The sequence below is a fragment of the Naumannella cuiyingiana genome, assembly GCF_013408305.1.
GTDB lineage: Bacteria > Actinomycetota > Actinomycetes > Propionibacteriales > Propionibacteriaceae > Naumannella > Naumannella cuiyingiana.
The window spans coordinates 2,693,735-2,708,118 of record NZ_JACBZS010000001.1; the positions used below are offsets into that span (position 1 = coordinate 2,693,735).

The 14,384-nt window shown below is 69.9% G+C and carries 17 protein-coding genes; 14 read left to right on the forward strand and 3 right to left on the reverse strand.

Annotation, left to right across the window (positions count from 1 at the left end):
• The first annotated feature begins 4 nt into the window (after window positions 1-4).
• The 7 genes from GGQ54_RS12550 (at window position 5) to GGQ54_RS12580 (ending at window position 7,423) form a co-directional block, all read left to right on the forward strand.
• Window positions 5-961 (forward strand): ABC transporter permease, encoded by a 957-nt coding sequence (locus GGQ54_RS12550; RefSeq protein ID WP_179445694.1) that lies wholly within the window; start codon window positions 5-7, stop codon window positions 959-961.
• The gene (locus tag GGQ54_RS12555; RefSeq protein WP_179445695.1) at window positions 954-1,949 is read left to right on the forward strand and encodes an ABC transporter permease; all 996 of its coding nucleotides are present in this window, start codon (window positions 954-956) and stop codon (window positions 1,947-1,949) included. The genes GGQ54_RS12550 and GGQ54_RS12555 overlap by 8 nt, the downstream gene beginning before the upstream one ends.
• Window positions 1,950-1,973: 24 nt before the next feature.
• Window positions 1,974-3,038 (forward strand): ABC transporter ATP-binding protein, encoded by a 1,065-nt coding sequence (locus GGQ54_RS12560; protein ID WP_179445696.1) that lies wholly within the window; start codon window positions 1,974-1,976, stop codon window positions 3,036-3,038.
• Window positions 3,022-4,068 (forward strand): ABC transporter ATP-binding protein, encoded by a 1,047-nt coding sequence (locus tag GGQ54_RS12565; protein WP_179445697.1) that lies wholly within the window; start codon window positions 3,022-3,024, stop codon window positions 4,066-4,068. The genes GGQ54_RS12560 and GGQ54_RS12565 overlap by 17 nt, the downstream gene beginning before the upstream one ends.
• A gap of 48 nt (window positions 4,069-4,116) precedes the next feature.
• Window positions 4,117-5,028 carry an N-acetyl-1-D-myo-inositol-2-amino-2-deoxy-alpha-D-glucopyranoside deacetylase gene (mshB, locus tag GGQ54_RS12570; protein WP_343045953.1) on the forward strand — a complete coding sequence of 304 codons (912 nt, stop codon included), beginning with the start codon at window positions 4,117-4,119 and terminating at the stop codon, window positions 5,026-5,028.
• Window positions 5,025-5,579 (forward strand): flavin reductase family protein, encoded by a 555-nt coding sequence (locus GGQ54_RS12575; protein WP_343045954.1) that lies wholly within the window; start codon window positions 5,025-5,027, stop codon window positions 5,577-5,579. The genes mshB and GGQ54_RS12575 overlap by 4 nt, the downstream gene beginning before the upstream one ends.
• A gap of 86 nt (window positions 5,580-5,665) precedes the next feature.
• A complete protein-coding gene (locus GGQ54_RS12580) occupies window positions 5,666-7,423 on the forward strand; it encodes a VanW family protein (protein WP_179445698.1) in 1,758 nt (585 codons plus the stop codon).
• A 10-nt stretch (window positions 7,424-7,433) separates the two neighbouring features.
• On the opposite strand, the gene GGQ54_RS12585 is transcribed toward GGQ54_RS12580, so the two are convergent.
• Window positions 7,434-7,652: a hypothetical protein gene (locus GGQ54_RS12585; protein WP_179445699.1), complete on the reverse strand. Its 219-nt coding sequence runs from the start codon at window positions 7,650-7,652 to the stop codon at window positions 7,434-7,436.
• 100 nt (window positions 7,653-7,752) lie between these two features.
• On the opposite strand from GGQ54_RS12585, the gene fdxA reads away from it, so the two are divergent.
• Window positions 7,753-8,079 carry a ferredoxin gene (fdxA, locus tag GGQ54_RS17095; RefSeq protein WP_179445700.1) on the forward strand — a complete coding sequence of 109 codons (327 nt, stop codon included), beginning with the start codon at window positions 7,753-7,755 and terminating at the stop codon, window positions 8,077-8,079.
• Window positions 8,076-9,182, forward strand: a complete 1,107-nt coding sequence (gene dapC, locus GGQ54_RS12595) for a succinyldiaminopimelate transaminase (protein ID WP_179445701.1) — start codon at window positions 8,076-8,078, stop codon at window positions 9,180-9,182. Before fdxA ends, dapC begins: the two co-directional genes overlap by 4 nt.
• Here dapC and GGQ54_RS12600 read toward each other — a convergent pair.
• On the reverse strand, window positions 9,169-10,014 hold the full coding sequence (locus GGQ54_RS12600; RefSeq protein WP_179445702.1) for a hypothetical protein: 846 nt from the start codon (window positions 10,012-10,014) through the stop codon (window positions 9,169-9,171). The genes dapC and GGQ54_RS12600 overlap by 14 nt on opposite strands.
• Window positions 10,015-10,024: 10 nt before the next feature.
• Window positions 10,025-10,966, reverse strand: a complete 942-nt coding sequence (dapD, locus tag GGQ54_RS12605; protein WP_179445703.1) for a 2,3,4,5-tetrahydropyridine-2,6-dicarboxylate N-succinyltransferase — start codon at window positions 10,964-10,966, stop codon at window positions 10,025-10,027.
• A gap of 92 nt (window positions 10,967-11,058) precedes the next feature.
• On the opposite strand from dapD, the gene GGQ54_RS12610 reads away from it, so the two are divergent.
• The 5 genes from GGQ54_RS12610 to GGQ54_RS12630 all read left to right on the forward strand — a co-directional run bounded on the left by GGQ54_RS12610 (window position 11,059) and on the right by GGQ54_RS12630 (window position 14,357).
• Window positions 11,059-11,676, forward strand: a complete 618-nt coding sequence (locus GGQ54_RS12610) for a DUF2975 domain-containing protein (protein ID WP_179445704.1) — start codon at window positions 11,059-11,061, stop codon at window positions 11,674-11,676.
• Complete coding sequence (locus GGQ54_RS12615) at window positions 11,676-11,894, forward strand: helix-turn-helix domain-containing protein (protein ID WP_179445705.1); 219 nt, start codon at window positions 11,676-11,678, stop codon at window positions 11,892-11,894. The genes GGQ54_RS12610 and GGQ54_RS12615 overlap by 1 nt, the downstream gene beginning before the upstream one ends.
• 75 nt (window positions 11,895-11,969) lie before the next feature.
• Entirely contained in the window at window positions 11,970-13,220 is a 1,251-nt protein-coding gene (locus GGQ54_RS12620) for an Nramp family divalent metal transporter (RefSeq protein WP_179445706.1), read from the forward strand.
• Window positions 13,221-13,330: 110 nt separating this feature from the next.
• Complete coding sequence (locus GGQ54_RS12625) at window positions 13,331-13,975, forward strand: SRPBCC family protein (RefSeq protein WP_179445707.1); 645 nt, start codon at window positions 13,331-13,333, stop codon at window positions 13,973-13,975.
• Window positions 13,953-14,357 carry an ArsR/SmtB family transcription factor gene (locus GGQ54_RS12630; protein ID WP_179445708.1) on the forward strand — a complete coding sequence of 135 codons (405 nt, stop codon included), beginning with the start codon at window positions 13,953-13,955 and terminating at the stop codon, window positions 14,355-14,357. Before GGQ54_RS12625 ends, GGQ54_RS12630 begins: the two co-directional genes overlap by 23 nt.
• The last annotated feature ends 27 nt before the right edge of the window (window positions 14,358-14,384 follow it).

The window sequence follows — 14,384 nt, forward strand, 5'->3', positions numbered from 1 at the left end:
TCCCTTGCTGACCTACATTGCCCGGCGACTGTTGCAACTGATCCCGGTCTTCCTGGGCACCACGTTCCTGATCTATGCCATGGTCTACGGCATCGGCGACCCCACGGTGGGCCGCTGCGGCGAGCGCCCGTGCCCCCCTTCCTACATCGCCCGGCTGGTGGAGGAGTACCACCTCGACCAGCCGCTGATCGTGCAGTACGGCTACTACCTGGGTGACCTGTTCCGCGGTGATCTCGGGACGACGTTCAACGGCCAGGATGTCGGCGAGCAGTTGCTCGTCCGCTGGCCGACGACGATCAAGCTGGCCCTCATCGCGCTCGTCTTCGAGGCCGTGATCGGCATCTTGGCGGGGGTGTTGGCCGGCGTCTTCCGCAAGAGCTTCATCGACTACCTGGTCACCGTCTCCAGCCTCGTGGTCATCTCGATCCCGATCTTCGTGCTCGGTGGCCTGGCGCAGCTCGTGCTCGGTATCCAGCTCAACCAATGGCTGTCCGAACGACTCGGTAGACCGATCGAGATCTTCACCGCCACGGCCGGGGACAGTTCGCTGCGCTCGCTGTTGCTGCCCGGCCTGGTGCTGGGCTCGGTGTCGGTGGCCTACATCGCCCGCCTGATGCGGGCGAGCCTCGCCGAGAACCTGCGCGCCGACTATGTGCGTACGGCCCGGGCGAAGGGCCTGAGCAATGCGCGCACCATCGGTGTGCACACGATGCGCAATTCGATGATTCCCGTGGTCACCTACATCGGCACCGACGTCGGCTCCCTGATGGGCGGGGCCGTGGTCACCGAGCGCATCTTCAACGTGAACGGCATCGGCGGCTACCTGTTCCGCTCCATCGCCACCAAGCAGGGCACCGCGGTGGTCGGCACGATCACCTTGCTGGTCGCGGTCTACCTGCTCGCCAACCTGTTCGTCGACGTCCTCTACGGCTACCTGGATCCGAGGATCAGCCATGACTGAACCGACTGCCCAAGCGCCCGGTGTGGGCATCGACCCGGCGGCCGACACGATGGTGTCCGCGGTGGAGCGCGCCGAGGTCGCGCCCGGCCCGCCGGGCGCTCCGGAACGCGAGCAGCGAGCCCGTTCGCTGTGGTCCGACGCCTGGCGCGAGCTGCGGCACAACCCGATGTTCTGGATCTCGGGCGCGCTGATCCTGGTGGTCGTGACGATGGCCGTCTTCCCGCAGTGGTTCGCCAGCGGCGATCCCGAGTACGCCAACCTGTCGATCGCCCGGCAGCCACCGTCGCCGGAGCACATCTTCGGCACCGACAAGCAGGGCTACGACGTCTACACCCGGACCATCTACGGGGCCCGCGCCTCGATCCTGGTCGGCGTGGTGGCCACGCTGGGCGTCCTCGTGCTGGGCGGTCTGGTCGGCCTGGTCTCGGGCTACCTCGGCGGCTGGGTCGACTCGCTGCTCTCCCGGGTGGGCGAGATCTTCCTGGCCATCCCGCTGCTGCTGGCGGGCATCCTCTTCCTCTACATCTTCCCCTCGCCGCCGGGTGCCAACTTCTTCGTGGTCACCGGCAAGGTGAGCCTGGTGATCATCCTGTTCGCCTGGCCGACGACGGCCCGCCTGATGCGCTCGGCGGTGTTCCAGGTGAAGCCGAACGACTATGTGACGGCCGCGCGGGCCCTCGGCGGTTCGCCGTGGCGGATCGTCATGTCGCACGTCCTGCCGAATGCCCTGGCGCCGATCCTGGTCATCGCGACGATCAACCTCGGCGTCTACATCGCGCTGGAGGCGACGCTGTCCTTCCTCGGCATCGGCCTGCAACCGCCGGCCGTCTCGTGGGGGCTGTCGATCGCCGACGCCTCGTCGATCGGTCTGGTACGCCAGACGCCGCACATGCTGATCTTCCCGTCGATCTTCCTGTCGGTGACGGTCCTCGCCTTCATCATGCTGGGCGACGCCGTCCGCGACGCGCTCGACCCGAAGCTGCGCTGAGCGCGGCAGCCAAGGAGACTGATCATGTCCAATCCGAAGCTTGACGAGGAGCTCGTCGAGGCGCGCACCGCCGACGACCGCTTCGTCCCGGTCGACGGCGAGACCCTGCTCGAGGTCGATGACCTGCAGGTCGAGTTCCGCACCCGCGACGGGGTGGCGAAGGCGATCAACGGTGTGTCCTTCGATCTGCGGTCGGGCGAGACGTTGGCGATCCTGGGGGAGTCCGGGTCCGGCAAGTCCGTGACGGCCCAGGCGATCATGGGCATCCTGGACAGCCCGCCCGGTTTCGTCACCGGCGGCTCGATCCGCTATTGCGGCCAGGATCTGCTGGCCATGCGCGAGAAGGAACGCCGGGCGATCCGCGGCCCCGAGATCTCGATGATCTTCCAGGACGCGCTGTCGTCGCTGAACCCGGTCTTTCCGGTCGGCTGGCAGATCGCGGAGATGCTGCGGGTGCACCGCGGGATGAATCGCTCCGACGCCAAGGCCCAGGCCATCAAGCTGATGGAGCGGGTGAACATCCCCGGAGCCAAGCAGCGGGTGAACGCGTTCCCGCACCAGTTCTCCGGCGGCATGAGGCAGCGGATCATGATCGCCATGGCGATCGCGCTGAATCCGGCGGTGCTGATCGCCGACGAGCCGACGACGGCGCTCGACGTGACCGTCCAGGCGCAGATCATGGCGCTGCTGGCCGAGTTGCAGGCCGAACGGCAGATGGGCCTCATCCTGATCACCCACGATCTCGGTGTGGTGGCCGACGTGGCCGATCGGATCGCGGTGATGTATGCCGGCCGGATCGTGGAGTCGGCCGGTGTCTTCGAGATCTACGATCGCCCGGCGCACCCGTACACGCTGGGCCTGCTGGAATCCATTCCGCGGCTGGACCAGAAGGGCCAGGAGCTGACGGCGATCGGCGGCCTGCCACCCAATCTGATGCGGATCCCGCCGGGCTGCGCGTTCAATCCGCGATGCCGGTTCGCGCGCGACCTGTGCCGCGAGGGCGGGGCGCCGCCGCTGATCGAGGTGGCTCCCGGCCACACCTCAGCCTGCCATTTCACCGAGGAGGTGCTCCATGTCGACGAGCGTTGAGTCCGCGCGTCCGGCCGCCCGGCCGGAGGGCGATGTGATCATCGAGGCGACCGATCTGGTCAAGCACTATCCGATCAAGGGCGGCGTGCTGCGTACCACCAAGGGCCACGTGCGGGCCCTGGACGGTGTGTCGTTGAAGCTCTACAAGGGCGAGACCCTCGGCATCGTCGGCGAGTCGGGCTGCGGCAAGTCCACCCTCGGCCGGATGCTGATGCGGCTGGAGGAGCCGACGTCCGGCACGCTGACCTTCGACGGCGTCGACGTCTACTCCCAGTCCGGCCCCGAGATGCGTCGCCTGCGCCGCGACATCCAGATGGTCTTCCAGGACCCCTACACCTCGCTGAACCCCCGGATGACGGTCGGCGACATTGTCGGCGAACCCTTCGACATCCACCCCGATGCGCTGACGCGGGGCACGTCGAAGCGCAAGCGCGTCCAGGAGCTGCTGGAGCTGGTCGGGATGAATCCCGAGCACATCGGCCGCTATCCCCACCAGTTCTCCGGCGGCCAGCGCCAGCGCATCGGGATCGCCCGCGGGATCGCGCTGAACCCGAAGGTGCTGGTCTGCGACGAGCCGGTCTCCGCGCTCGACGTCTCGGTCCAGGCCCAGGTGGTCAACCTGATGGAGAAGCTGCAGGACGAGCTCGGGTTGGCCTATGTCTTCATCGCCCACGACCTGTCGGTCGTCCGGCACATCTCCGACCGGGTCGCGGTGATGTATCTGGGCAAGATCGTCGAGGTGGGCGATGAGCAGCAGATCTATGAGCGGCCGACGCACCCCTACACCCAGGCGCTGCTGTCGGCGGTGCCGGTGCCGGACCCGACCAAGCGCGACACCCGCCGCCAGATCGTGCTGTCCGGCGATGTGCCCAGCCCCGCGAACCCGCCGTCGGGTTGCCGCTTCCACACCCGCTGCTGGAAGGCCAAGGATGTCTGCTCGGTCGACGACCCGCCGTTGATCGATCACCCCGACGGCGTCAGCGAGCATCCCTCGGCCTGTCACTTCGCCGAGCCCGTCCGGGTCGTCTGAGCACGTCCGCTCGCGCTGAACCGCGGTTGAGCTCCTAGAGTGGCCGACGTGATTCCGCACGATGAACGCCGGCTGATGCTGGTGCATGCCCATCCCGACGACGAGTCCAGCCAGACCGCGCTGACGATGGCGAAGTACGCCGCCCAGGGTGCCCGGGTCACCCTGGTGACGGCCACTCTCGGCGAGCTCGGGGAGATCGTCTCCGACCGACTCAAGCACCTCACGCCCGAGCAGCTCGGTCGGCACCGGCTGGGCGAACTGGACAAGGCGATGGCCGAATTGGGGATCACCGATGCGGTACGCCTCGGCGGCGACTTCCGCTATCACGATTCGGGCATGGCCTATGCCGAGGACGGCTCCGTGGTTCCGGGGACCGAGGTGCCCGAGGGCGCGTTCTGGCATGCGGACCTGCGCGAGGCCGCCGATCTGTTGGTGGCCCTGATCCGGGACCGGCGCCCGCAGGTGATGATCACCTACGACGACTTCGGCGGCTACGGCCATCCCGATCACATCCAGGCGCATCGGGTGACGATGTATGCCTATCTGCTGGCCGCGATCGACGGCTACCGGCCCGATCTCGGCGAGCCGTGGCAGGTGTCGCGCCTGTTCTGGTCGACCTGGGCCCGAGGCGCGGTACGCGAACTCATCCGCGCGCTGCGCGAGGCCGGCGACACCGAGTCCTTCGGCGGCCTCGACCCGGACTCCGACCGGCTGCCGATGGGCGTACCCGACGAACTGATCTCGGTCGGCGTCCACGCACCAGAACATGCCGCCGCGAAGGAGGCGGCCCTGCGCGCACACGAATCGCAGGTCAACCTCGACGACGGATTCTTCGCGGCCTTCGCCGCGGCGGCCCAGCGGGCACCCCAGGTGGCCGGCACCGAGAGCTACCGGCTGGCGGCGGGCATCGCGATGCCCCCGGGGCCGCCCGCGGACGACCTGTTCGCCGGCCTGTCGTGAGCGAACCCGCAAGCGCCGGCGACCGCGACGATCTGGTCGCCGGCCCCGGTGCCGCGGCGCGGTCGTCGCGGCTGCGGACGACGATGGCGAGATTCGCCACCGGGGTCACGGTGGTCACGACGCGCGGCGACGGCGGTCGGTGGCATGCGATGACGGCCAACTCGTTCACCAGCGTCTCCCTGGACCCGCCGCTGGTGCTGTTGAGCGTCGCGACGAGCACCAGGTTCCACCGCCCACTGACCGAGTCCGGGGACTTCGCCGTGTCGGTGCTGTCCGCCGACCAGGCGGCGGTCGCCGCGCACTTCGCCCGCTCCGGGCGCGATCTGGCCAGCCAGTTCGACGGGGTCGCGCACCGGGTGGGGCAGCTCGGCCTGCCGCTGCTGACCGGCGCGCTCGCCTGGCTCGAGTGCCGGACGGTGGAACGGGTGGCGGCGGGCGACCACACCTTGTTCGTCGCCTCGGTGCTGACGGCCGAGCCGGCAGACGCGGCCGCGGACCTCGCCCCCCTGCTGTTCTACGGGAGCCGCTACCTGGGCGCAGAGAATGCGTGATCGCGGGCCGCGGTCCCGTAGACTCTGCGCGAAATCACGCTGACGACCGCGTGGGCGAACCACGCAGCCAAGGGTAGGACGGGGAATTGACAACCACCACGAAGGCCGGCTCGCGCCCCGACCCGTCCCGTGACAAGCCGCGGCGCCGCGGCTGGGTCGTCGGGTTGGTGGTCGCCCTGTTCGTGCTGGCGCTCGGCGGGCTGTACCTGGCGGGTTATCTCGCCGCCGGCGATGTCGTCCCGCGCAATGCTTCCGTGGCGGGCATCTCGCTGGGCGGCCTGCCGCGTGCCGAGGCGAACGACAAGCTGCGCGCCGAGCTGGCCGAGGCCGAGTCCGCCGAGCTGGAGCTGCGGGCGGGGGAGAAGACGGCCACGGTGAAACCCGCCGACGCCGGTCTGGCCATCGACTACGAGGCGACGCTGGCGGCGACCGGCGTGGGCCGAAGCGCATCGCCGGCCCACATCCTGCGGGTGCTGACCGGCGGTGGGGCGACCGAGCCGGTCGTCGCCGTCGACGAGGCGGCGCTGACGGCCGCGGTCGACGCGGCCGCCAAGCAGCTCGACACCGAGCCCAAGGACGCCTCGATCAAGTTCGACGTGCCGCGGGAGGGTGCCCCGAAGATCGTCAAGGAGCCCGGCCAGCAGTCGGTCCGGGTCGATCGCGCGGCGGCCGCCGAGGAGCTGCGGTCGGCGTACCTGACCGCCACCACGGTCCCGGTGACCGCGGCGGTGCAGGATCCCGACATCAGCACCGCCGAGGTCGAGCAGCTCGCGACCGAGTGGGCCGAGCCCGCGATCTCCGGCCCGATCACGGCCAAGACCGACAAGGGCGAGTTCAAGGTCACCGAGCGTGCCATCGCCAAGTCGACCAGGTTCGAGGCTGTCGACGGCGCACCGAAGGCCAGGATCGACGCCAAGGAACTGCGCAGCCAGACCAATCCCGAGATCACCAAGAACGTCAAGCTGAGCAAGCCCCAGGACGCCGGATTCCGCTTCGAGGGCGGGCGCCCGGTGGTGACCAAATCCAAGGACGGCGACGACATCATGCCGGACAAGCTGCTCGCCGCCGTCGAGCCGGTCGTCACCAAGTCCGAGGGGCGCTCGATCGAGGTGCCCATCGACCAGGCCAAGGCCGAACTGGACGCCGCCGCGGCGGAGAAGCTCGGCGTGAAGGAGGTCGTGGGCGAGTTCACCACCCGGTTCCCGCACGCCGACTACCGCAATGCCAACATCGGCCGGGCGGCCGAGGTCCTGACCGGGGTGTTGATCAAGCCGGACGAGACCTTCTCGTTCAACGAGACCGTCGGCGAGCGGACGACCGCCAACGGATTCGTCGAAGGCACGATCATCTCCAACGGCCGATTCGTCAAGGAGACCGGCGGCGGCGTCTCGCAGTCGGTGACGACGCTCTACAACGCCGGCTTCTTCGCCGGTCTGGAGGACGTGGAGCACTGGCCGCACACCCTCTACATCGATCGCTACCCGGTTGGTCGCGAGGCGACGGTGGCCTGGGGCTCGAAGGATCTCAAGATCAAGAACAACACCCCCTACGGCGTGGTGATCCAGGGCATCATCAACAAGTCGACGCCCGGCAATCGCGGCTCGATCACCTTCAAGATGTGGTCCACCAAGTACTACGAGGTGAAGACCGCCGAGCCACGCAAGTCCGACTTCTACACCGACCCGCCGACCACCGACAGCTCGTCCTCCTGCCAGCCGCAGGGCGAGGTGCCGGGCTTCACCGCCACCTACTGGCGCGAGCTCTATCGCGACGGCAAGCTCGCCAAGCCGCGGGAGAACTACTCCTGGCGCTACTACGCGACCCGCGAGGTCACCTGCAACTGATCCCCGCAACTCAGCGGGTGCCGCCCGGCCGGTCGGGCACCCGGCGCGAGGCGATCACGTCCGCCCGGGCGATGGTGTGATTCCTGCCACGCCGGTCGGTCAGCACGAGCTGTTGATCATCGTGGAAGATCAACACCCCGATGACGTCGCCGACGCCGCCGTCGGGCAGCCGGCGGCGTACCGTGAAGCGCTGTCCGGTCCGGGGGACGTCGCGGCCCGGTCGATTCATGAGGTGAACCTTTGCATCGGCGGGGCGGGGGAGGCGTGATACTAGTGGGGACGTCCCGCAGCAGGTGGGACGATCCGTGCAGAACGCGAGGAGTGGAGTCGTGACCTACATCATCGGGCAGCCCTGTGTGGACATCAAGGACCGGGCCTGCGTCGACGAATGTCCGGTGGACTGCATCTACGAGGGCAAGCGGATGCTCTACATCCAACCCGATGAATGCGTGGACTGCGGGGCCTGCGAACCCGTCTGCCCGGTCGAGGCGATCTACTACGAGGACGATCTGCCCGAGGACCAGTCGGAGTACTACGACGTCAACGTCAAGTTCTTCGACGATCTCGGCATGCCGGGCGGGGCCGCCAAGCTCGGCGTGATCGACTCCGATCACCCGCTCGTCGCCGCGCTGCCGCCGCAGAACGGGGCCGAGTGAGCGAAGTCCCGCGCGCGCGGGCCCTGCCGGACTTCCCCTGGGACACGATCGCGGGGGCCAAGGCCCGCGCGGCCGCCCACCCGGACGGCATCGTCGACCTGTCGGTCGGCACGCCGGTCGATCCCACGCCGGCACCCGTGCGCGAGGCCCTGGCCGCCGCCGCCGACGCGCCGGGCTACCCCGCCACCACCGGTACGCCCGACCTGCGCGCGGCCCAGGCCGGCTATCTGGCGCGGCGCTTCGGCGTACCGATCGAAGCGGACGCGACCCTGCCGCTGATCGGCACCAAGGAATTCGTCGCCTGGCTGCCCACGCTGCTCGGCCTCGGCCCGGGCGATCGGGTCGTCGTCCCGTCGGTCGCCTATCCGACCTATGCGGTGGGTGCGGCCCTGTGTGGGGCGACGGTGGTGCCGACCGACGACCCGGGCCAGGCAGGGGACGCGCGGCTCGCCTGGGTCAATTCGCCCGGCAACCCGACCGGTCGGATCGCGTCGGAGGACGAGCTGCGGGCCTGGGTCGAGTGGTCGCGCGCGACCGGCGGTGTGCTCGCCGGCGACGAGTGCTACGCCGAGTTCGGCTGGGAGGCCGAGCCGGCGACCGTGCTCGGCGAGCCGATCAGCGGCGGCGACCACCAGCGGTTGCTCGCGCTGCACTCGCTGTCGAAGCGCTCCAACATGGCGGGTTATCGCGCGGGATTCGTTGCCGGCGATCCGGCCCTGATCCGGCGCCTGCTGGAGATGCGCAAACACGCCGGGATGATCCCGCCCGGCCCGATCCAGGCCGCGTCTGTCGCCGCCTACGGTGACGACGCGCACGTGGCAGAGCAGCGCGCCCGCTATCTGGGCCGCCGTGCGGTGCTCGCGCCCGCACTGGCCGCGGCCGGATTCCGGATCGAGCATTCCGAGGGTTCGCTCTACCTGTGGGCCACCCGCGAGGAGAACTGCCGAGAGACCGTGGACTTCCTCGCCGGGCACGGCATCCTGGTCGCACCCGGCGACTTCTACGGCGACCCGACCACGGGCGCGGACCGCTTCGTGCGGGTCGCCCTGACCGCCACCGACGAGCGGATCGCGGCCGCGGCGCGGCGCCTCAGCGAAAACTGATCACGACGCCGTCGGTGGGCTCCTCGCTCGGCTGCCAGGCGGGCGCGGAGCCGTCCGAGCGCGTCCAGCGCCGGTCGCCGACCTGCACGGCGGAGACCCCGTAGCGACCCGCATTGGCCACCGCATGGTGGGCGAGGGCCCAGCGGGTGTTGTCGTCGCCCGGGTCGGCGGCGATCGCGGAGCCGGGGTCGACCGCGATCCCGAGCGTCTTCTCGATGCTCGCGGCCAGCCCCTCCGGGTCGCCCGGGGCATCGTCGCGTACGGCGCAGGTGATGCCCTGCGGCGAGCGGCCCGCCAGCACGCTGGCGATGATTCGGGCATTCGGCTCGTGCTGCCGGTACGCCTCGGGATAGCCGCTGCGCTGCACCGCCTGCGCGACATCGTTGATGTCGCCGGTCTGCCAGCCGTCGATCTCGACCAGGGCGTCGTAGAAGGCGTCGGTCGCATACCAGGGGTCGCGTACCTCGCTCGGGCTTCCCCAGCCCTGGGAGGGCCGCTGCTGGAACAGCCCGAGCGAGTCCCGGTCGCCGTAGTCGAGGTTGCGGATGCCCGACTCCTGGTAGACGGTCGCCATCGCTATCGAACCGGCCCGGGCGGGCAGGCCGCGGCGGACGGCGGTGCCGACGATGATCGAGGCGTAGTGGGCCTGCTCGGGGTCGAGCGTCACCGAATCGCCCGCGGCGGTCAGGATGCAGCGGTCCTCCAGCGCGCTCGGCGCGATGTTGCCGTTCTCGCGGCCCATCAGGTACGCCGCGCCGAGCCCGGCGCCGACCGCCAGCGCGAGCACGACGAGGCAGCCGAGGGCGCGGACGCCGCGCTGGGAGGAGGCCATCCGGCGTTGATCAGTTCGCGTGCAGCGCGGCGTTCAGCTCGACCCGCCCGCCGGAGCGGTCGCGGGCCTCGACAGCGCCGGTCAGCGAATTGCGCAGGAACAGCAGGTTGTTCCGGCCGGACAGCTCGCGGGCCTTGACCGTCCGGTCGCCGATCGTGATCTTGGTGCCGGCGGTGACATAGAGCCCGGCCTCGACCACGCAGTCATCGCCGAGCGCGATCCCGACCCCGGCCTCGGCGCCGACCAGGCAGCGCTCGCCGATCGAGACCCGCTCGGTGCCGCCGCCGGACAGCGTGCCCATCGTGGACGCGCCGCCGCCGATGTCGGAGCCGTCGCCCACCACGACGCCCTGGGAGATCCGGCCCTCGATCATGGAGCTGCCGAGCGTACCCGCGTTGAAGTTGACGAAGCCCTCGTGCATCACGGTCGTCCCCGGCGCGAGGTGGGCGCCCAGGCGTACCCGGTCGGCGTCGGCGATCCGCACCCCGGTCGGCACCACGTAGTCGGTCATCCGCGGAAACTTGTCCACGCCGTACACGGCGACCGGACCGGCGGCGCGCAGGCGCAGCCGGGTCGCCTCGAAGCCGTCGACGGCGCACGGACCGGCGCTGGTCCAGACCACGTTCGCCAGCCGGCCGAAGAGGCCGTCCAGGTTGATCGTGTTCGGCGCGACGAGGCGGTGGGAGAGCAGGTGCAGCCGCAGGTACGCATCGGCGGCGTCCGCGGGCGCGGCATCGAGGTCGATCTCGGTACGCACCACGACGGCCCGGGTCGCCCGCGCGGGGTCCTCGCCGGCGAGGGCGGACAGCGCATCGGGCGGACCGACAACGGTCTCGCCGAGCGTCGGCTCCGGGTACCAGGCGTCCAGCACCTGGCCGCCGGCGTGTTCGGTGGCCAGCCCCCAGCCGGAGGCGGTGCGGGTCGGATCGGTCGCTGCGGGGGACTGCGTCATGGCGGCAACTCTAGCCAAGCCGATCATCACGATTGACGATAACAACGAAGAACGATAGTATCGAAAATCGATAATGACGAAGGAGGAGTGGGATGTCCGCACGCGAGGTGAAACCGCTCGGGGCCCGTCGCCTACGGGCAGTCAGGGGCCTGGTGGCGACGTTCGCGATCGTGGTCCCGGCGCTGATGATCGCCGCGCCGCTGGTCGCGTGGGCGAGCGGCCAGCCGCTGCGCTGGGTCGGTAGTACGCAAGAACAGCTCGGGCCGGTGTGGGGCGGGTCCGGGGCGACGCCTGCGGCGGTGGCCAACTACGCCGACCGGGTCATCTGGTCGGCCCCGGGCGCGTCTCCCGGGTGGTGGCTGCTCAGCCTGGTGCCGCCGGTCGCCGGCGCGGCGCTGATCGCCGTCGGCGGCCGCGCCCTGTGGCGGCTGCTCGGCGATGTCGGGGCCGGCGAGCCCTTCACCGGCCCCGCCCTGCGTCGAGTCGAGCTGCTCTCCCGGTGCGTCTTCGCCTACGGGCTGTTGGTGCCGCTCCTGGAGCTCGCGGTCGCGCTGTTCCTGACCTGGGGCCATCAGGTCGAGACCTCCTTCTACTACGCGATCCCGCCCGGGTACGCCGTGCCGGTGGTGGTCGGCCTCGTCCTGCTGGTCCTGGTCGAGGTCTACCGGCGCGGGCTTGCCCTGCGTGAGGACGCCGAGGGTCTGATCTGATGCCTGCCGAGGAATCGCATCGGGTGCACTGCCGACTGGATGAGCTGCTGGCCGAGCGGGGGATCACGCTCACCGCGCTGGCCGAGCGCGTCGGAGTCTCCGTGGTCAACCTGTCGGTGCTCAAGAACGATCGGGCCCGGGCAGTCCGTTTCTCCACGCTGACCGCGATCTGCGAGGCGCTGGATTGCGAGATCGGTGACCTGCTTGTGATCAACTGAAGCTCCCATGCCGGCGGGATGATCCCTAGACTGCCGCGGTAACCCGTGATCGGGAACCGAGGCGAGGAGTGATCAATGGCGACACGAGCGGACGAGGCCGGCGAGGTTCGCCCGAGCTGGAAATTGATCGGCCCGGGCATCGTGGTGGCGGCCACCGGTGTCGGGGCGGCTGACCTGGTCGCCACCTTGATCGCCGGCTCCAAATTCGGCTATGCCCTGCTCTGGGCCGTCGTGCTCGGCTGCCTGCTCAAGATCATCCTGGTCGAGGGGGCCGGGCGCTGGACGCTCGCCACCGGCACCAGCATCTATGACGGCTGGGCGAAGCTCGGCGTGTGGACCAGCATCTATTTCGTGCCCTACATCATCGTCTGGGGTTTCGTCTACGGCGCGGCCGCGATGGCCGGCACGGGCCTGCCCCTGAATGCGCTGTTCCCCGTCCTGCCCACGCCGGTATGGGGCATCATCTCCGGCATCGCCGGCGCGCTGCTGGTCTGGTTCGGCCGCTACGCGACCTTCGAGAAGGTCTGCGCGGTGCTGGTCGGGATCATGTTCGTCTGTGTCGTCGGCGCGGCGATCATCACCGTGCCCAATCTTCCGCAGCTTCTCGCAGGCCTGGTCCCGACCATCCCCGACGGCGGCGCGGTCAACGTGTTGAGTCTGGCCGGCGGCGTCGGTGGCACGATCACGCTCGCGGCGTACGGCTACTGGCTGCGGGAAAAGGGCTGGAGCACCCCGCGGTTCATGAAGGTGATGCGGATCGACAACACGATGGCGTACGTGATCACCGGCATCTTCGTGGTCGCGACGTTGATCATGGGCGCCGAGGTTCTGTATTCCGCGCAGGTGGCGGTCTCCAGCGGGGACAAGGGCCTGCTCGATCTGACCAACGTGTTGCAGGAGCGCTACGGGTTCATCGCCTCGAAGGTCTTCCTGGTCGGCTTCTGGGCCGTCGCGATGAGCTCGCTGATCGGTGTCTGGAACGGCGTCTCGCTGATGTTCGCCGACTTCGTCCGGCGCGCCCGCTCCGAGCCGGTGGACAGCCCCAATGCGCGCACGGGCGGCAAGTACTACCGCGCGTACATCCTCTGGCTGACCTTCCCGCCGATGATTCTCGTCGCGTTGGGGCGCCCGGACTGGCTGATCCTCGCCTACACCGTGCTCGGCGCGTTCTTCATGCCGTTCCTGGGGCTGACCCTGATCTTCTTGCTGAACTCGAAGGCGATGGGGCAGTGGCGGAACCGTTGGTGGGCCAATGTCGGACTGGTGCTCGTGGCGGTGCTGTTCTTCTACCTCGGCTTCAACGAGCTGACGAAGGCCTTCACCTGATCGTTCCGTCCCGCGGCTTGCGTTACGCAGCCTGTATCAGGCAAAATTGATATCAACGCAGGTTGATACGAGAGCTTGCTACCAGAGCGGTGCAGGACCGAGGAGCCCCGATGACTACCGATGCCAACGAACAGCGCAGGGTCGAACACATCGACCGGGACGGCACGCCGGCCACCCGGGTGGTGGTCACCCGGCACTACCGGACCGATGTCGCCGACCTCTGGCAGGCCCTGACCGATGCCGAGCGGTTGCCGCGCTGGTTCCTGCCGGTGACCGGCGATCTCGCGGTCGGCGGGCGCTACCAACTCGACGGCAATGCCGGCGGTGAGGTGCTCTCCTGCGACCCGCCGCGACACCTCGCCATCACCTGGGAGATGGGCGGCGGCCCGAGCTGGGTCGACGTCACGCTCAGCCCCGATGCCGACGGGACCGTGCTCGAGCTGGTCCACGAGGCCCCGGTGGCACCGGAGTTCTGGGAGACCTACGGCCCGGGCGCGACCGGTATCGGCTGGGACCTGGCGCTGCATCGCGGGCTGGCCGAGCATCTGCGTACCGGAGCGGCGGTCGACCGGGCCGAGGGCGAGGCGTGGCCGACCACCCCCGAGGGCCGGGCGTTCGTCATCGAGGCGGCCAATGCCTGGGTGGACGCGGCGATCGCCGCCGGCGACGAGCCCGCCGGAGCGCGTGCGGCGGGAGTCCGCTGCATCGCCTTCTACACGGGCGAGGGCGGGGATGGCGAACGCTCGGGCGAGTGACGGCGCGCGGCCCGATGCGTTCACGGTGCTGGCCGATCCGGTACGCCGGCGCCTGATCGAGGTCCTGGCAGCGGGCGGAGAGCAGCCGGCCGGGGAGCTGACCCGGATCGCCAGCGCCGAGTTCGGGATCGGCCAGCCGGCCGGCTCGATGCAACTGCGAGTACTGCGCGACAGCGGGTTCTGCGAGGTACGCCGAGACGGCGCGCGGCGTCTCTACCGGTTGCGGCCCGACGCGCTCGCCGCGGTGCGGGCCTGGCTCGCGGGCCTGCACCGGGAATGGTCCCAGCCGCTCGACGCGCTCGCCACCGAGGTGGCGCGCGGCAAGCGGGAGCGTCGGCGGGGGACGCCCGGCGCCGAACGGCCGGGGCGGCAGGCGGGCTGACCCGCCCGCGGCCGCTAACCTGACCCG